Source organism: Diaphorobacter sp. LI3 (genome assembly GCF_022807955.1).
Taxonomy (GTDB): Bacteria; Pseudomonadota; Gammaproteobacteria; order Burkholderiales; family Burkholderiaceae_C; genus Diaphorobacter; species Diaphorobacter nitroreducens.
Genome location: NZ_CP094346.1, coordinates 2311817 through 2329606, shown reverse-complemented (window position 1 = coordinate 2329606; position 17790 = coordinate 2311817). Strand labels below are relative to the sequence as shown.

The 17790-nt window shown below is 66.9% G+C and carries 16 protein-coding genes and 1 pseudogene; 13 read left to right on the top strand and 4 right to left on the bottom strand.

The window, feature by feature from the left end:
* Nucleotides 1-7: 7 nt before the first annotated feature.
* On the bottom strand, nucleotides 8-970 hold the full coding sequence (locus MRB47_RS10805) for an IS110 family transposase (RefSeq protein WP_011804582.1): 963 nt from the start codon (nucleotides 968-970) through the stop codon (nucleotides 8-10).
* Between the two features lie 316 nt (nucleotides 971-1286).
* Between MRB47_RS10805 and MRB47_RS10800 the strand changes: the two are divergent.
* From MRB47_RS10800 to MRB47_RS10765, 8 genes and pseudogenes are all read left to right on the top strand, one after another.
* A pseudogene (locus MRB47_RS10800) lies at nucleotides 1287-2254 on the top strand (Bug family tripartite tricarboxylate transporter substrate binding protein).
* 87 nt (nucleotides 2255-2341) lie between these two features.
* The gene (gene kdgD, locus MRB47_RS10795; RefSeq protein WP_252100671.1) at nucleotides 2342-3253 is read left to right on the top strand and encodes a 5-dehydro-4-deoxyglucarate dehydratase; all 912 of its coding nucleotides are present in this window, start codon (nucleotides 2342-2344) and stop codon (nucleotides 3251-3253) included.
* Between the two features lie 69 nt (nucleotides 3254-3322).
* A complete protein-coding gene (locus MRB47_RS10790) occupies nucleotides 3323-4276 on the top strand; it encodes a Bug family tripartite tricarboxylate transporter substrate binding protein (protein ID WP_011805236.1) in 954 nt (317 codons plus the stop codon).
* A 68-nt stretch (nucleotides 4277-4344) separates the two neighbouring features.
* Nucleotides 4345-5331, top strand: coding sequence for a 2-hydroxyacid dehydrogenase (locus MRB47_RS10785; protein ID WP_252100670.1), 987 nt, complete (start codon nucleotides 4345-4347; stop codon nucleotides 5329-5331).
* Nucleotides 5332-5375: 44 nt separating this feature from the next.
* Nucleotides 5376-6713 carry an enolase C-terminal domain-like protein gene (locus MRB47_RS10780; RefSeq protein WP_252100669.1) on the top strand — a complete coding sequence of 446 codons (1338 nt, stop codon included), beginning with the start codon at nucleotides 5376-5378 and terminating at the stop codon, nucleotides 6711-6713.
* A 90-nt stretch (nucleotides 6714-6803) separates the two neighbouring features.
* Nucleotides 6804-7232: a VOC family protein gene (locus MRB47_RS10775; RefSeq protein WP_123676737.1), complete on the top strand. Its 429-nt coding sequence runs from the start codon at nucleotides 6804-6806 to the stop codon at nucleotides 7230-7232.
* Between the two features lie 50 nt (nucleotides 7233-7282).
* A complete protein-coding gene (gene aat / locus MRB47_RS10770; protein WP_041835987.1) occupies nucleotides 7283-8035 on the top strand; it encodes a leucyl/phenylalanyl-tRNA--protein transferase in 753 nt (250 codons plus the stop codon).
* The gene (locus MRB47_RS10765; protein WP_252100668.1) at nucleotides 8032-8772 is read left to right on the top strand and encodes an arginyltransferase; all 741 of its coding nucleotides are present in this window, start codon (nucleotides 8032-8034) and stop codon (nucleotides 8770-8772) included. Before aat ends, MRB47_RS10765 begins: the two co-directional genes overlap by 4 nt.
* 71 nt (nucleotides 8773-8843) lie before the next feature.
* On the opposite strand, the gene MRB47_RS10760 is transcribed toward MRB47_RS10765, so the two are convergent.
* A complete protein-coding gene (locus MRB47_RS10760; protein ID WP_252100667.1) occupies nucleotides 8844-9257 on the bottom strand; it encodes a DoxX family protein in 414 nt (137 codons plus the stop codon).
* Between the two features lie 36 nt (nucleotides 9258-9293).
* Nucleotides 9294-9995, bottom strand: coding sequence for a pirin family protein (locus tag MRB47_RS10755; RefSeq protein WP_252100666.1), 702 nt, complete (start codon nucleotides 9993-9995; stop codon nucleotides 9294-9296).
* Between the two features lie 117 nt (nucleotides 9996-10112).
* Here MRB47_RS10755 and MRB47_RS10750 point away from each other — a divergent pair, with 117 nt between their 5' ends.
* From MRB47_RS10750 to MRB47_RS10730, 5 genes are all read left to right on the top strand, one after another.
* On the top strand, nucleotides 10113-11051 hold the full coding sequence (locus tag MRB47_RS10750) for a LysR family transcriptional regulator (protein WP_103738228.1): 939 nt from the start codon (nucleotides 10113-10115) through the stop codon (nucleotides 11049-11051).
* 96 nt (nucleotides 11052-11147) lie between these two features.
* Entirely contained in the window at nucleotides 11148-12251 is a 1104-nt protein-coding gene (locus MRB47_RS10745; protein WP_088886793.1) for an NAD(P)/FAD-dependent oxidoreductase, read from the top strand.
* Nucleotides 12248-13219: a tRNA glutamyl-Q(34) synthetase GluQRS gene (gluQRS, locus tag MRB47_RS10740; RefSeq protein ID WP_252100665.1), complete on the top strand. Its 972-nt coding sequence runs from the start codon at nucleotides 12248-12250 to the stop codon at nucleotides 13217-13219. Before MRB47_RS10745 ends, gluQRS begins: the two co-directional genes overlap by 4 nt.
* Complete coding sequence (gene trmB, locus MRB47_RS10735; protein ID WP_252100664.1) at nucleotides 13189-13971, top strand: tRNA (guanosine(46)-N7)-methyltransferase TrmB; 783 nt, start codon at nucleotides 13189-13191, stop codon at nucleotides 13969-13971. Before gluQRS ends, trmB begins: the two co-directional genes overlap by 31 nt.
* Nucleotides 13972-13991: 20 nt before the next feature.
* Nucleotides 13992-14996 (top strand): GGDEF domain-containing protein, encoded by a 1005-nt coding sequence (locus tag MRB47_RS10730; RefSeq protein ID WP_123676742.1) that lies wholly within the window; start codon nucleotides 13992-13994, stop codon nucleotides 14994-14996.
* 146 nt (nucleotides 14997-15142) lie between these two features.
* Here MRB47_RS10730 and alaS read toward each other — a convergent pair whose 3' ends face one another.
* A complete protein-coding gene (gene alaS, locus MRB47_RS10725; protein WP_011805223.1) occupies nucleotides 15143-17767 on the bottom strand; it encodes an alanine--tRNA ligase in 2625 nt (874 codons plus the stop codon).
* Nucleotides 17768-17790: the final 23 nt, after the last annotated feature.

Genomic DNA, 17790 nt, shown 5'->3' with positions numbered 1-17790 from the left:
TTCGAAGTCAAGCGCAATGAAGCGACTTGTCCCAAGGTTTTCCAGTGCGCACCATGGCGTTGAGCGTGGTGAGCAACTTGCGCATGCAAGCGACCAGGGCGACCTTGGGCAACTTGCCAGCGGCCTTCAGACGCTCGTAGAAGGCCTTGATGGCCGGGTTGTAGCGGGTGGCCGTGAGCGTTGCCATGTACAGCACGCGGCGGATCTCGAAGCGCCCGCCTTGTACGCGCCGCCTGCCCTTGCTGCCGCCGGAGTCATTGGCCATGGGCGCCACGCCCACCAATGCAGCGATCTCGCGCCGGTTCAGCCGGCCCAGCTCTGGCAGCTCGGCAATCATCGTGGCACTGGCCACCGGGCCGACTCCCGCAGCCGACTGCAGCAGCGTGTCGAGCTCCCCAAAGTGCTCGCGCACATGCGTGACCATCTGCTCTTCGATCTCATCGAGCTGCGCCTTGATCGCCGCCTCGATGGCCTCGATGCTGGCGTGCAGCTTCTTGGGCGTGATCTGCAGCCGTTGGCGCTCCGAATGGAGCATGGTCAGCAACTGGCGCCTGCGCGTGACCAGGGCCGCGAGCCACTGCTGGCGCTCATCGGCCAGGGGGCGCAAGAAGCGCTGCAGATCGTCGCGGCGCAGCAGCACCGCTGCCAGCTCGGCCAGCGTGCGCGCATCCACCGCGTCGGTCTTGGCCAGGCGTCCCATGGATTTGGCGAAGTCGCGCGCCTGGCGCGGGTTGATGACCGCCACGGGCAGGCCTGTGGCCTGCAGGGCACACGCTAACGCGGCCTCGTAGCCGCCGGTGGCCTCCATCACCACCAGACCCACGTCCAGGGGCTGCAGGGCAGCCGCCAGCGCCGAGTGGCCTTCGGCATCGTTGTCAAACCGCTGGGCGCTGCTCTTGGCACCCAGCACACAGACATCCACGTGCGCCTTGGCCACGTCGATGCCCACCGTCACTGAGGTAACAGACATGATCTTCAGATCCCTTGCTTGTGCATGCGCGCTCAATCAAGGCGCGCGTAACCGTTCGGGCTTCACGAAGACCAGCGCGGCGGCCATGCGTTCTGTACTCAGTCACGGGCTCTATCACCCCAGCGCCTACCAAACTGCACGGGCCGGTCTGGCCGCCTCAACGGCGTTCAGACTCTACCGCGCTGGTCTGGTTTAAAGATACAAGCCCCTCTCACAAGCCATCCACTGAAAAATTTGCGCTGAAACGTTTGTTGTTCTTTTGTTGATGTTATACGATGACGTATAACTTAACCCACACAACCACAGGAGACATCGCATGACTTTGACCCGCCGCCTTGCCCTCGCCTGCGCCGCGCTGGCCTGCAGCACGACCATGGTTCACGCCGCAGACAACTGGCCCAGCCGTCCGCTCAAGATCGTCGTGCCCTACCCGCCGGGCGGCAGTTCGGACATCATTGCCCGCTCGATCAGCCAGCAGTTGTCCGAGTCGCTCAAGCAGCCGGTGATCGTCGAGAACAAGCCCGGTGCGAACGGCAATCTGGGCGCCGATATCGTGGCCAAGTCGTCGCCTGACGGCTACACGCTGCTGTTGTGCGATCTGGGCGCGCTGGCCATCAGCCCGTCGATCTATACCAAGCTGCCCTTCAATCCGTCCAAGGATCTGCGCGGCGCTGCCATGCTGGCGTATTCGCCCCACTTGTTGGTGTGCACCCCTCCGTCAAGGCCAACAACCTGAAGGAACTGGTGGAGCTGTCCAAAACCAGCGACCTGAACTTCGCCGTCACGGCCACCGGCAGCGCACCGCACCTGGCGGGTGTGGAGTTGGCCCGCGCCACGGGCGCCAAGTGGGTCTACGTGCCCTACAAGGGCGGCGTGCAGTCGGTGCAGGACACGGTGGCCGGCCAGACGCAAGTGCTGATGAACGGCATGCTGGCCACCTATCCCCATGTGCAAAGCGGCAAGCTCAAGCTGCTGGGTGTGTCCAAGCGCGAGCGCATGCCGCTCATCGGCAGCTCTCCCACCATCGCCGAGCAGGGCGTGGCGGGCTTCGAAACCGGCTCGTGGCAAGGCGTGATGCTGCCCGCAGGAACACCGCCGGCCATCACCAAGCGCATTGGCGAGGCCCTGGTGGCCGCCATCCGTACGCCCGATGTGCGCTCACGCCTCACGGGCCAGGGCGCCGAAGTGGTGACCATGTCCCCGTCGGAAGTGGACAGCTTCTTTGCCAGCGAACGCGCCCGTTGGGCCAAGGTCGTGCAGCAAGAGAAGCTGCAGCTGGACTGAATGCGCAGCGCTGACCGCGCCCCGATTTCCCTTCTTTAACCCCACGTCGCCAACCTGCCGCGCAGCGGCTTTGAAAGAAAGACTGAGATGACTCCCCAAGACCTGAAGAACGTGATGAGTTCCGGCCTGCTGTCGTTCCCCATCACCGATTTCCATGACAACGGCGACTTCAATGCCAAGGGCTATGCCGAGCGCCTGGAGTGGCTCGCTCCGTTCGGCGCCAGCGCATTGTTTGCTGCGGGTGGCACGGGCGAGTACTTCTCGCTCACGGCCAGCGAATATCCGCAGATCATCCAGACGGCGGTAAACACCTGCCGCGGCAAGGTGCCCATCATTGCCGGTGCGGGCGGCCCCACGCGCTTTGCCATCGAATGCGCGCAGGCCGCCGAGAAGGCCGGCGCGCACGGCATCCTGCTCATGCCCCACTACATGACAGAAGCCAGCCAGGAAGGCCTGGCAGCCCACGTGGAAGCCGTGTGCAAGAGCGTGAACTTCGGCGTGATCATCTACAACCGCGGCATCACCCGCTACACGCCGGAAACCGTTGCCCGCCTGTGCGAGCGCAACCCGAACCTGGTCGGCTTCAAGGATGGCGTGGGCGACATCGAGGGCATGGCCTCCATGTTCCTGGCCATGGGCGACCGCCTGGCCTACCTGGGCGGCCTGCCCACGGCCGAGGTCTATGCCGCCGCCTACAAGGCGCTGGGCACGCCGGTGTATTCGTCCGCCGTGTTCAACTTCATCCCGAAAACAGCCATGCGTTTCTACGAAGCGGTGAAGAACGACGACCAGGCCACGCAGCACCAGTTGCTCAAGAACTTCTTCATGCCTTACCTGAAGATCCGCAACCGCAGCGCCGGCTACGCGGTGAGCATCATCAAGGCCGGCGCCAAGATCGTCGGCCACCCCGCCGGCCCCGTGCGTGCGCCGCTGGCCGACTTGCAGGCTGAAGAGATCGAGATGCTGGCCGAACTGATCCGCAAGGTCGAGCCTGTCTGATGCATTTTGGCCCCGCCCAGCGTTGGCGGGGCCGCTCATCCCGGCACATAAAGATCCAAGGAGCACCCCATGAAAAAAGTCCTCGTGGCCCTCGCGGCCAGCGTGGCCCTGTCTGCCGTGGCCGCCTGGCCGGAAAAGAGCGTGAACATCGTCGTACCGTTCCCGCCCGGCGGCTCCACCGACACCATTGCCCGCGCCATGGCCCAGCACATGGGCGAGAAACTGGGCCAGGCATTCGTGGTGGACAACCGCCCGGGCGCCACCGGCACCATTGGCGCCACGGCAGTCAAGCGCGCCGCGCCCGACGGCTACACGCTGCTCGTGGCCTCGCTCGGCCCCTACGTGATCGCGCCGCATCTGGTGAAGAACGTGCCCTATGACGCAGTCAAGGACTTCGACTACCTGTCCCTGCCCGTGCAAGCGCCCAATGTGCTCGTCGCATCGCCCGCGCAGAAGGCACGTACGCTGGCCGAGGTGGTGGCTGCGCTCAAGGCGCAACCAGGCAAGATCAGCTTTGCCAGCTCTGGCAATGGCTCGTCGGACCACCTCTCGGCCGAGCTGTTCTGGCAGCAAAGCGGCACCACGGGCGTGCACGTGCCCTACAAGGGTGGCGCACCGGCCATCAACGATCTGCTGGGTGGACAGGTGGATTTCTCGTTCCAGAACGTGAACGCGGTGCTGCCGCACATCCGTGCCGGTAAGTTGACGGCCATCGCCGTCACGGGCGACAAGCGCTCCCCCGTTCTGCCCGACGTGCCCACGCTGGCCGAGGCCGGTGTGAAGGGGGCCGAGATCTATTCCTGGCAAGGAATGGCCGCGCCCAAGGGCTTGCCCGCGGATGTGAAGAAGAAGCTGGCGGACGCCGCCATCCAGGCCATCAATGAGCCGACGCTGAAGAAGCGCCTAACGGACCAGGGCATGGAGATCGTTGCCAACACCCCCGAGGAGTTCACGGCCTTCCAGGCGCGCGAATATGCGCGCTGGAAGACGCTCATCGAAGCCCGCAAAATCAGCATCGACTGATTGCCACGCCCTCTCGACGTCCGCGCCGCACTTGCCGGTGCGGGCGCCCTCTTGCCTCTGCCGCCCCCATGACACACCGCCCTCCCCGCATCCTCCAGTACGGCCGCATGCCATTGCCCGCGCTGGACCACGAACTGGCCGCCCAGTTCGACGTGACCGTGCTCAGCGAGCAGCCAGACCGGGCCGGCTTCCTGGCCGCACACGGCGCAGATTTCGAATGCGTGGTGACTTCCGCCGCCATGGGGCTGCCGGGCGACGTGGTGCGCGCCCTGCCCCGCCTGCGGTTCGTCAGCAGCTTTGGCGTGGGCTTTGACGCACTGGACCAGGCTGCGCTGCTGGAGTGCGGCGCACGCGTGGGCTATACGCCCGGTGTGCTGGACGACTGCGTGGCCGACATGGCCTTCGCCCTGCTGCTGGACGCGGCGCGCAGCCTGTCCGCGGCCGACCGCTTCGTGCGCCGCGGTGACTGGAGCCGTCAGCGCTTTGGCGTGCACACGCGCGCCAGCGGCAAGCGCCTGGGCATCTTCGGCATGGGGCGCATCGGCGCTGCCGTGGCGCGCCGCGCCGCGGGCTTTGACATGCAGGTGGCCTACCACAACCGCCGGCCGGTGGAGGGCTCGCCCCATCAGTACCTGCCGTCACTGATGGAGCTGGCGCGTTGGGCGGACTTCCTCGTCATCACCGCTGCGGGCGGAGACAGCACGCGCCACCTGGTGAATGCCGAGGTGCTGGACGCGCTGGGCCCGCAGGGGTTCCTGGTCAACGTAGCGCGCGGCAGCGTGGTGGACGAGGCCGCGCTGGCCGCCGCCCTGCAGCAGCAGCGGATTGCCGGCGCCGGTCTGGACGTGTTCGAGGACGAGCCCCACCCGCTGCCAGCACTGCTCGCATTGGACAACGTCGTCCTGGCCCCGCACATCGCCAGCGGCACCCAGGAGACCCGCCGTGCCATGGCCGACCTGGTGCTGCAAAACCTGCACAGCTGCCTTGCCACGGGCGCGCCGGTGCAGGAAGTGCCCTGGTCGGCGGCTGCAGCCCGGCAGGCGCACTCCGCCTGACGTCCGGGCCGTTTTCATTTCCGTTTTTTCTGCTTCCCCGAACCATGTCACAGACTCCCACCATCACCGAGATCGAAGTCATCCCCGTCGCCGGGCGCGACGGCATGTTGATGAACCTCAGCGGCGCGCACGCGCCCTTCTTCACACGCAACGTGGTGCTGATTCATGACAGCGCGGGTCGCACCGGCGTGGGGGAAGTCCCCGGTGGCGAAGGCATCCGCCGGGCGCTGGAGGACAGTCGCGGCGTGCTCATCGGCCGCTCCATTGGTGAGCGCCTGCAGTTGCTGCAGCAGGTGCAAAAGACCCTGGAAGGGCGTGACCCTGGTGGGCGCGGCCTGCAAACCTTCGACCTGCGCGTTGGCGTGCACGCCGTGACGGCCATCGAATCCGCACTGCTGGACCTGCAGGGCCAGTACCTGGGCGTGCCCGTGGCGGCGCTCCTGGGCGAAGGCCAGCAGCGCGAGCGCGTGGAGATGCTGGGCTATCTGTTCTTCGTGGGGCCGTCGCACAAGACCGGTAAACCCTACGTGCAGGCGGGAGAGGACCGTTCAGGCACCGACGACTGGCACCAGGTACGCCACATGGAGGCCATGACGCCGGACGCCATCGTGCGCCAGGCCGAAGCCGCGCACGCGCGCTACGGCTTCAACGACTTCAAGCTCAAGGGCGGCGTGCTGGCCGGCGAGCAGGAGGTCGAAGCCGTCACCGCCCTGGCCAAGCGCTTCCCGCAAGCCCGCGTCACCCTGGACCCCAACGGCGGCTGGCTGCTCAAGGACGCCATCCGCCTGATGCGCGACATGCGCGGTGTGCTGGCCTATGCCGAAGACCCCTGCGGCGCCGAAGGGGGTTTCTCGGGCCGCGAGGTCATGGCCGAGTTCCGCCGCGCCACGGGCTTGCCTACGGCCACCAACATGGTCGCCACCGACTGGCGCCAGATGGTGCACGCCCTGTCGCTGCAGTCCGTGGACATCCCGCTGGCCGACCCCCATTTCTGGACCATGGCCGGCTCCGTGCGCGTGGGCCAGACCTGCCGCGACTGGGGCCTGACCTGGGGGTCGCACTCCAACAACCACTTCGACATCTCGCTGGCCATGTTCACCCACGTGGCGGCCGCCGTTCCGGGCAAGGTCACGGCCATCGACACGCACTGGATCTGGCAGGACGGGCAGTTCCTCACCCAGAACCCACTGCAGATCCGCGGCGGCTTCGTCGACGTGCCCAAGACCCCGGGCCTGGGCGTGACGGTGGACCGCGCCGCACTGCAGCGCGCGCATGCGCTGTACCAGGAACACGGCCTGGGCGCGCGCGACGACGCCATCGGCATGCAAAGCCTGATTCCGGGCTGGCAGTTCGACCCCAAGCGGCCCTGCATGGTGCGCTGAGAGGCCGGCACGCGCCCCTGCCTAGAATGACCGGACGCACCGCGCGCTGGGTCGCGCGGTATTCCGCCACGACAGGAAAGGAGTGCCAAGATGGAAGTCCAGCAACTGCACCGCGGCCGCCTCATCGACCATATCCAACTGGTGGTGCGCGACCTGCCCGCCAGCCTGCGGTTCTATGAGGCGGTGCTGGGCGCGCTGCAAATCCCCGTCGGGGGTCAGACCGACAGCTACTTCTGGGCTGACGAGCTGTTCGTCTCCACGGCCAGCAGCCCCGCCGCTAATGGCCACCTCACGGGGCGGCACCACCTCGCCTTCCAGGCGAAGGACCGCGAGATGGTGGATGCCTTCCACCGCGCGGCGCTGGCGCATGGCGGGCGCGACAACGGCGCCCCGGGCGAGCGGTCCTACCACCCGGGCTACTACGCCGCCTTTGCGCTGGACCCGGACGGCAACAACATCGAGGCGGTATTCCATGGCGCACACCAGCGCAGCGCGTCCTCCGTCCTGATCACGTTCTGAGCACGCGGGCGGGCGACAATCGCGCTCCACGCGCGCCCTTGATTGCCTGCATGACCACATCGCTTCCCTGGCTGGAACCCGACGATCCTTTTCCACCCACCGACGGTGCCTGGGGCACAGACTCTCCCGCGCCCGGCCTGCTGGCCGCGGGCGGCACGCTGGGGGTGCCTCGCCTGGTGCAGGCCTATGCCCAGGGCGTCTTTCCGTGGTTCAGCACCGGCCAGCCCATCCTGTGGTGGAGTCCGGACCCGCGCATGGTGCTGCATGTGCAGGAATTCCGTCTGCACCGCTCGCTGCGCCGCGTGCTGCAGCGCTTTCGCGCCACGCCCGGTTGCGAGGTGCGCATCGACAGCGACTTTTCCGCCGTGATCCACGCCTGCGCCAACAAGCCGCGGGCCGGGCAGTCCGGCACCTGGATCGTGCCCTCCATGGTTGCCGCGTATGAGGCGCTGCATGCTGCTGGCCATGCCCATAGCGTGGAAACCTGGGTGAACGGGCAACTGGTGGGGGGGCTTTATTGCGTGGCGCTAGGACGGGCCGTGTTTGGCGAATCGATGTTCGCGCACGCGACCGATGCTTCCAAGATCGCCCTGGCGGCGCTGGTATGCCTGTGCCGGCGCGAGGGGGTCCGGTTGATCGACTGCCAGCAGAACACGGGCCATCTGGCCTCGCTGGGCGCCCGGGAGATGGAACGTTCGCAGTTCCTGAATCACGTGGCGCGAGCGCGGCAAGACCCTGCCTGCACCTGGAAATTCGAGCCCGTATACTGGACCGAGCTTTTGCCCAACCCCTCAGCGGCGTGACCCAACTCAACGATCTTCCGCTGCAAAGCCTGCAGTTCTACGCCACGGCACCCTACCCGTGCAGCTACCTGCCCGAGCGGCAGGCGCGCTCGCAGGTGGCGACGCCCAGTCACCTGATTCAGAACGATGTGTATTCGGGCCTCGTGGCGCGGGGCTTTCGGCGCAGCGGCATGTTCACCTACCGCCCCTACTGCGACGGCTGCCAGGCCTGCACCCCGCTGCGCGTGGTGGTTGATCCATTCAAGCCCGACCGCAGCCAGCGCCGTGCCTGGAAGCGCCACGCCGGCCTGCAGGCGCGGGTGCTGCGCCTGTGCTACCTGCCCGAGCATTACCAGCTATACCTGCGCTACCAGAACGCACGCCACGCCGGGGGCGGCATGGACCAGGACAGCATCGACCAGTACACGCAGTTCCTGCTGCAAAGCCGGGTCAATTCGCGGCTGGTGGAGTTCCGTGAGACCGGGGCCGACGGGCAGCCGGGGACACTGAAGATGGTGTCCATCCTGGACGTGCTGGAGGACGGCCTCTCCGCCGTCTACACCTTTTACGAGCCCGAGCCGGGCGCAAGCTACGGCACCTACAACGTGCTGTGGCAGGTACAGCAGGCGCGCACGCTGGGCCTGCCGTATGTCTACCTGGGTTACTGGATCGAGCAGAGCCCGAAGATGAACTACAAGGCGCGCTTCATGCCGCATGAGCTGCGCATCGACGGCCGTTGGCAGCGTTCCAACAGTTGATGGGATTTTCAGGTCCTATCGACCTCCAAGGCCCATCCATCAAGCGCAAGCAGCTTCTTTTTTAATAGCAATCAGCGCCCGGACCGTGCGCCGTCCACGCTCCATGCCCCGGCACCGAAGGCGGCGAATGCCAGCAGGCCGCCCGTCACGGCAACGTTCTTGAAGAACAACAGCTGCTGCATCATCTGCTGGTCCGCCGGCAGAGCCCAGTAGGCGTGGAAGAAGAAACTGGCCGCCAGCGTGAACACGGCCAGCGCCAGCGCAGCGATGCGTGTTCCGAATCCGAAGAGCAGTGCCAGGCCGCCCAGTAGTTCAATCAACAGACCGACGGCAACGGCCACGGTGGGCATGGGCATGCCCACGGACGTGGCGTAGCCCACGGTGCCGGCAAAGCCGCTGATCTTGCCGAACCCCGCAGGGATGAACAACAGGGCGATGAGGATGCGGCCCACCAGGGTCAGAGGGTTTTGCAGGGTAGCAAACATGGCGGAACTCCTAAGGTTGAAATGGATGGGCAGACTTCACGCGGCGAGATCAAAAACCAGAACTTCGGCATCGCTTCCCCCGGACAGGGTCACGCTGCTTTCGTTATCCAGCAGGGCCGCGTCGCCCCCGCTCAGATGCTGTCCGTTGACCTGCAGCGTACCGCGGATCAGGTGAACGTAGGCTTTGCGCCCTGCGGCAATGGGCAGCTCCGCCGCCTCAGCACCGTCGAACAGGCCCGCGTACAGCGTGGCGTCGGCATGGATCGTGACCGAGCCTTGCGCGCCGTCGGGCGAGGCCACGCGACGCAACTGGCCGCGCTTGTCGGCGTCGGGAAAGCGCTTTTGCTCATAGCTCGGCGCGATGCCGCGCACATTGGGCTCGATCCAGATCTGCAGAAAGTGCGTCTGCTGGCCCTCGGCGTGGTTGAACTCGCTGTGCATCACGCCCGTGCCGGCGCTCATGCGCTGCACGTCGCCGGGCGGAATGCCTTTGACGTTGCCCATGCTGTCCTGGTGCGCCAGTTCGCCAGACAGCACGTAGCTGATGATCTCCATGTCGCGGTGGCCATGGGTGCCGAACCCCGTGCCCGGCGCGATGCGGTCCTCGTTGATGACGCGCAGGTTGCCCCAGCCCATGTGGCGCGGGTCGTAGTAGCCCGCGAACGAGAAGCTGTGGTACGAATTGAGCCAGCCGTGGTCTGCGTGGCCGCGATCTTGCGATTTGCGAAGGGTCAGCATGGGGTTGCTCCTGGAAATGCGTTGCGTTGGAGAGAACTGTAGGTCGCGCAGCGCACTTGCAGGGACAGCGGGCTTGAAGGCATCATTCAAACTCATTGAACGAAGAGGCCGTCGATCATGCAAAACACCCGCGATGCCCTGACCCCTGAAAACTTGGCCATGCTGCAGAGCATTGCGGAGACGGGCAGCTTTGCCGCGGCGGCACGCCAGCTCGGCGTGGTGCCCAGCGCACTGACCTACCGTGTGCGCCAGATCGAGGATGCGCTGGACGTGCTGCTATTCGACCGCAGCGCCCGCCACGCACGGCCCACCGATGCCGGCATGGAGCTGCTGCGCGAAGGCAAGCGCTTGCTGGAGGACGTGGACGCCATCGCCAACCGCGTGCGCCGCGTGGCCACGGGTTGGGAGCCGCAGCTCACGCTGTCGGTGGACGGCGTCATCTCGCCCACCACTATGCTGGAGCTGGTGGAGGCGTTCTACGCCCTCGGTCCACCCACGCGCGTGAAGTGGCGCGACGGCATCCTCGGCGGCACGGCCGAAGCGCTGACGTCGGGCCAAGCAGACCTGGCCATCGGCGTGGCCGTGGGTGCCTCCAACGTCGCCGGGCTGCAATCCGCCCCGCTGGGCGAGGTGCGCTTCATCTTCGTCGTGGCGCCCCATCACCCACTGGCCAAGGTGTCCGAGCCCATCAGCGACACCACGCTGCGCGAACACCGCGCGATCGCCGTGGCCGACTCGGCACGGCGCAGCAACGTGACCATGGGCATCCTCGCGGGGCAGGACGTCCTCACCGTGGACAACATGCGCGCCAAGATCCATGCACAGTTGCGCGGCCTGGGCGGGGGCTTTCTGCCCGAGCCCATGGTGCGTCCGTACCTCGAAGCCGGCCATCTGGTCGAGCGGCAGGTGGCGCGCCCCGCGCGCAACGTGCGCCTGAGCTACCAATGGGGTGGCCCCGGGCACGCTGCGCCAGGCCGCGCGCTGCAGTGGTGGCTGTCGCAACTGCAAAGTGACGCCACACGCCGTGCGCTGCTGGAAAACCACCACCAGTTCTGAATGCGTGGGCCGCGCGGCGCGTGTAGAGTCAACACTAGCGCTGCGCTAATTACCAGCACTGCACCAGCCCATTTCCGACGTCATCGAAGGCCTGCCATGACCCGCTTTTCCTCCCGCTCCAGCGATCGACTGAAACAAGGCCAGCAGGTCGCGCCCCTGGGCGCCGCGCGGCGCTTTGCCGTGGTGGGTGCCGGCATGGCCGGCGTGGCCTGCGCCCGCACCCTGGCCCAGGCGGGCCACATGGTCACCGTCTTCGAGAAGGCGCCGCAGCCCGGCGGGCGCACGGCGGCGCTGGCGTCGCCCTTTGGCAGTTTTGATTCGGGCGCGCAGTACTTCACGGTACGCGACGCACGCTTTCAGCGGGCGCTGGACACCGTTTCCGGCCTGTGCCGCGCATGGAGTGCCACCACCATCCGCGTGCTGGACGCTGCCGGGCGCGTCGCCACCGCCGCGCCACCGCCCGGTGAAGCGCACTGGGTGGCCGCCCCCGCGATGGATGCGCTGGTTCAGGCCTGGGCCGCACCACTGGCGCGTGAAGGGCACCTGCACACGCGCACGGCCGTCACGCACATCGAGCGCGACGCCATGCGACCCACGGCCTGGCAGCTGCGCACCGAGACGCTGGATGGGGGATCGCAGGTGTATGCGGGTTTCGATGGCGTGGTACTGGCCCAGCCCGCACCGCTGTCGCGGGCGCTGCTGCAGCAGTCCGGCGTTTCCACGCCGTGGGACGACGCCCTGGCCGGCGTGGACATCGCGCCCTGCTGGACCTTGATGCTCGCCTTTGCGCAGGCCGTGCGCCCCGGGCTGACCACGCTCGGTCCGCAGTGGAACGCTGCACGCAGTACGCACCACCGCATTGCCTGGCTGGCCCGTGAGTCCAGCAAGCCCGGCCGGACACAGATCGAGCGTTGGACGGTGCAGGCCAGTCCCGCCTGGTCGCTGGAGCACCTGAACGACGAGGCCCCCCGCGTGCAGGCCAAGCTCATCAAGGCGTTTGCCGAAGTCACCGGCATACGCGCCACGCCCACGCATGCCGAGATGCGGCGCTGGCGCCACGCGCAGACGCAAAAGCCCTTGGGTCAGAGCTTTCTGTGGGACGCCTCCCTGGGCCTGGGCGTTTGCGGAGATTGGTGCCTGGGGCACCGGCTGGAAGACGCTTTCGTCTCGGGCCTGGAGCTCGCGCTCACCGCTGCATGACAGCGGCTGCGGGCTACGTCGGCCGCTTTGCCCCCTCCCCGACCGGCCCGCTGCACGCGGGCTCGCTCGTCGCCGCCTTGGCCAGCTGGCTGGACGCGCGCGCGGCCCTTGGAGGACGCGGCGGGCGCTGGCTGGTGCGCATCGAAGACGTGGACCCGCCGCGCTGCGTGCCCGGCGCCGACGAGCGCATTCTGGCGCAGCTGGCCCGCTGCGGCCTGCTGCCCGACGAGCAGCCGCTGCACCAATCCACCCGTGGCCCCCGCTACCAGCAGGCGCTGGATGGGCTGCTCCACGCCGGCCTGGCCTACCCATGCGCATGCACGCGCCGCGACATCGAAGCCGCCTTGCAGGCGCAAGGCCTAGTGCATGAACGCCATGTGGAACGCCCCTACCCTGGCACCTGCCGCCACGGCCTGGGTGGACGCACGCCGCGCGCCTGGCGCTTCCATACCCAGAGGTATCAATCAAAAATCCCTCCAGCACCCATCCAGCAAGCGCAAACAGCTATTTATTCAATAGCAAGTTCCGGCGTCTCCTGGACCGATCGGCGCCTGGGCCCGCAGTTTCAGGATGTGGCGCGGCAGGTGGGCGACTTCGTGCTGCGGCGTGCAGATGGCCTGTGGGCCTACCAGCTTGCGGTCGTGGTCGACGACGCCGACCAGGGCGTCACCCATGTGGTACGCGGCGAAGACCTGGCCGACAACACGCCGCGCCAGATCCTGCTGCAGTCCGCACTGGGCGTGCCCACGCCGCAGTACCTGCATACGCCCCTGGTACGTGCGGCGGATGGCGAGAAGCTCTCCAAACAACATGGCGCTCCCCCCATCGACGACAGCCAGCCGCTGCAGGCTTTGACAAACGCAGCCCAGGTACTGGGACTGCCGTCACCTACAGGCATAGCAGGCATCGCCGATGCGCTCGCATTCTGGGTCAAGGCATGGCCTGGAACCTACAATTCGCCGCTGTGACTCAAACGCTTTCTTCGCAAGACCCGCAGGCCCCCGCGGCCCCCCCCATGCCCGGTGCCGCAGGCAGCGCCCCGGCAGACGTCGCCCATCCCAAGGGCATCAAAAGCTATGTGCGCCGCGCCGGCCGCACCACCACCGGCCAGGCCAAGGCGCTGGAAGAGCTGGGCCCGCGCTACGTGCTGGACTATGCGCCCGCCCTGCTGGACGCCACTGCGGCCTTCGGCCGCAGCGCGCCGCTGGTGCTGGAGATTGGCTTCGGCATGGGCGAGGCCACGGCTCACATCGCGCGCGTGCGCCCGCAAGACAACTTTCTGTGCTGCGAGGTGCATGAGCCCGGCGTGGGCGCGCTGCTCAAGCGCATCGGCGAGCAGGACATCCACAACATCCGCATCCTGCAGCACGACGCCGTCGAGGTGCTGGAGCACATGCTGGCGCCCGGATCGCTCGACGGCGTGCATATCTTCTTCCCCGACCCCTGGCACAAGAAGCGCCACAACAAGCGCCGCCTGATCCAGCCGCCGCTGGTGGCGCAGCTGGCGGCACGCCTGAAGCCGGGGGGCTACATCCACTGTGCGACCGACTGGCAGCCGTATGCGGAGCAGATGCTGGAGGTGTTGTCGGCCGAACCCTTGCTGTCCAACACCGCCGAGGGCTATGCTCCGCAGCCGGACTATCGCCCCCTGACCAAGTTCGAGAACCGCGGCATGCGGCTCGGCCATGGCGTGTGGGACCTGGTGTTCACGCGCCGCTGAGCGTCTATTCCCGTTTCCCGATGAAGCCCATCCTCCAGAACCTGGCCGAAATGACCGCCCACCGGGACCACCTGCGCCTGGAGGTCTCGGTGCTGTCCACGCTGCTCAAGCTGGGCCATATCGTGCACGTGCGGGCGCTGGAGCTGTTCACGCAGGACGAAGTCCTGATGCTGCGCCCGCGCAGCTGGAGCCACGAAGGGCAGTTAGTCTCCAGTGAGTACGACGCCGCTTCGGATCCCCAGCGCATTCCGCTGGCGCAAGAGCCTGAACTGGCCCACTGCATCGCCACCCAGGGCGAGAGCGCCGCGCGTGCCTCCGAGCAGCGCCACACGCTCTGGCTGCCCATGTGGCTGGGCGGGCGCCCCACGGCGTGCCTGGAAATCACCCAGTCCCGCCGCTTCACGCGGCACCAGCGCGACGTGATCATGGGCGTGTTCCTGGTCTACCAAAACTACCAGAGCCTGCTGGATTACAGCGAGCGGGACGCGCTCACCGGGCTGCTGAACCGCAAGACCTTCGAGGAGCAGTTCTCACGACAGACCGGCGCACCCGCCAGCCCAGGCGAGGGCGAAGACGCCGTGCGCCAATGGCTGGCGGTGATCGACATCGACCATTTCAAGTCGGTCAATGACCGCTTTGGACACCTCTATGGCGATGAGGTGCTGATCCTGGTGGCCAACCGCCTGCGCACGCAGTTCCAGAGCCAGGACAGCATCTTCCGCTTCGGCGGAGAGGAGTTCGTGGTGCTGCTGCGTTCCCTCACGCTGGCGCAGGCGCGCCAGGCGCTGGAGCGGTTGCGCGCGGCCGTGCAGACGCATGTGTTCCCGCAGATCGGACACATCACCGTGAGCATCGGCTTCGCGGCCACGCAACAGGGCTCGCCGGTGGAGATCCTGGGGCGCGCGGACCAGGCGCTCTACTATGCCAAGGAACATGGACGCAACCAGGTCTGCTTCTATGAAGATCTGGTCAACAGTGGCGCCTTGCAGATCAAGGTGGCGCACGACGAAGTGGAGCTGTTCTAGCCCATTTGCCGGCAGACGGTGCTGCGCCTGCCGTCTTTTGCCTAGCCCCGTGGGTCCGGTGCGACCGCGGCGCAGGCCACCACCGCCCACGCGGGTGCAACATGTCCGCAATTGCGCCCGGCCCCGTCGGGGGGCCCAGGCCGCCGTCAGATGCGCTCGCCCACCCAGCCCTGCACGGCTGCCAGCGCCTGCGGCAGCGCCGCCGCGTTGGTGCCGCCGGCCATGGCCATGTCGGGTTTTCCGCCCCCTTTGCCACCCACCTGAGCCGCCACGAAGTTCACCAGATCCCCGGCCTTGACACGGCCGATGCTGTCGGCCGTCACGCCAGCCGCCAGCTGCACCTTGTCGCCATCGACGGCCGCCAGCACGATGGCCGCCGTCTTGAGCTTGTCCTTGAGCTTGTCCATGGTCTCGCGCAGGGTCTTGGCGTCCGCGCCTTCCAGCCGGGCCGCCAGCACCTTGATGCCCTTGACGTCCACGGCCTGGCCGGCCAGCTCGTCGCCCTGGCTGGAAGCCAGCTTGCCCTTGAGTGCAGCCAGTTCCTTCTCGAGCGTCTTGATCTGATCGAGCGCACCGCCAATGCGGGCGGTCAGCTCCGCAGGGGGTGCCTTCAGGGCGGCTGCAGCCTGGTCCACCGTGGACTCCAGCGACTGCAGGTAGGCCAGCGCGTTCTCGCCGGTCACCGCCTCGATGCGGCGCACGCCTGCGGCCACGCCGCCCTCAGCCACCACCTTGAACAGGCCGATGTCGCCCGTGCGGCGCACGTGCGTGCCGCCGCACAGCTCGCGGCTGGTGCCGATGTCCAGCACACGCACGGTCTCGCCGTACTTCTCGCCGAACAACATCATGGCGCCCGTTTTCTGCGCGCTTTCGATGTCCATCAGGCGCGCGTTGGTGTCGGTATTGGCCAGCACCTCGGCATTCACCAGGCGTTCGATCTCGCGAATCTGCGCGGCCGTCAGCGGCGCGTTGTGCGCGAAGTCAAAGCGCGTGCGCTCGGCGTTCACCAGGCTGCCCTTTTGCTGCACATGGTCGCCCAGTACCTCGCGCAGCGCCTTGTGCATGAGGTGGGTGACCGAGTGGTTGCGCATGGTGGCCGCGCGCAGTTGCAGGTCCACCTGCGCCTGCACCGTGTCGCCCACATTCAGCGTGCCGGCTTCCAGCGTGCCGTGGTGGCCGTAGACGTCGGCCTTGATTTTCTGCGTGTCGGCCACGGTGAAGCACGCCGAGCCAGCGCCGATGGTGCCTTGGTCGCCCACCTGGCCGCCGCTTTCGGCATAGAACGGCGTGCGGTCCAGCACCACCACGCCGCTCTGGCCCGCGTGCAGGGCCGCGGTGCTGGTGCCGTCCACGTACAGCGCGACGATCTTGGCACTTTCGGCCAGTTGCTCGTAACCCGTGAACTGGTTGGCCGCGCCGGTGTATTCCAGCGCGCGGTCCATCTTGAACTTGCCTGCGGCGCGGGCAGTGCTCTTCTGGTGTTCCATGGCGGTGGCAAAGCCCGCTTCGTCCACGTTGACGCCCCGTTCGCGGCACACGTCGTTCGTCAGGTCCAGTGGGAAACCATAGGTGTCGTGCAGCTTGAACGCCACGTCGCCCGGCAGCGTCTTGGCACCGCCAGCCAAAGCGCTGTCCAGAATCTCCATGCCGTGCGCCAGGGTCTCGAAGAAGCGTTCCTCTTCCACCCGCAGCACATCCGTGATGCGCGCCTGTTGCTCGCGGATCTTGGGGTAGGCATCGCCCATCTGCTGCACCAGGTCTTGCACCAGCTTGTGGAAGAACGGCGTCTTACGACCCAGCTTGTAGCCGTGGCGAATGGCGCGGCGCACGATGCGGCGCTGCACGTAGCCGCGGCCCTCGTTGCTGGGGATGACACCGTCGGCGACCAGGAAGGCGGTGGCGCGGATGTGGTCGGCGATGACCTTGAGCGACGGGTTGGTCAGGTCGCTTGTGCCTGTTTCGCGCGCCGCGGCCTTGATCAGCGCGTCGAACAGGTCGATCTCGTAGTTGCTGTGCACGTGCTGCAGGATGGCGGCCAGGCGCTCCAGGCCCATGCCGGTGTCCACGCAGGGTGCGGGCAGCGGCTTGACGTTGCCTTGCTCGTCCATGTCGAACTGCATGAACACGTTGTTCCAGATTTCGATGAAGCGGTCGCCGTCTTCATCCGGGCTGCCCGGGGGGCCGCCGGCAATGTGCTCGCCGTGGTCGTAGAAGATTTCCGAGCACGGGCCGCAGGGGCCGGTGTCGGCCATCATCCAGAAGTTGTCGCTCTTGTAGCGGCCGCCCTTGTTGTCACCGATGCGGATCACTCGCTCGGGCGGCAGGCCGATTTCTTTGGTCCAGATGTCGTAGGCCTCGTCGTCCTCGGCGTAGACCGTGGCCAGCAAGCGCTCGGGAGGCAGCTTGTAGACCTCGGTCAGCAGCTCCCAGGCCCACTTGAGCGACTCGCGCTTGAAGTAGTCGCCAAAGCTCCAGTTGCCCAGCATCTCGAAAAACGTGTGGTGGCGCGCGGTGTAGCCCACGTTCTCCAGGTCGTTGTGCTTGCCGCCGGCGCGCAGGCAGGTCTGCACCGATGTGGCGCGCACATAGGGGCGCTTGTCCGTACCCAGGAACACATCCTTGAACTGCACCATGCCCGAGTTGGTGAACATCAGCGTGGGGTCGTTGCCCGGCACCAGCGGACTGGAGGCCACCACGGTATGCCCCTTGGCGGCGAAGAAGTCCAGGAAGGTCTTGCGAATGTCTGCAACGGAGAAAGTGGGTGTGCTCATGGTGTGTATGGGGTTCGTGGGCG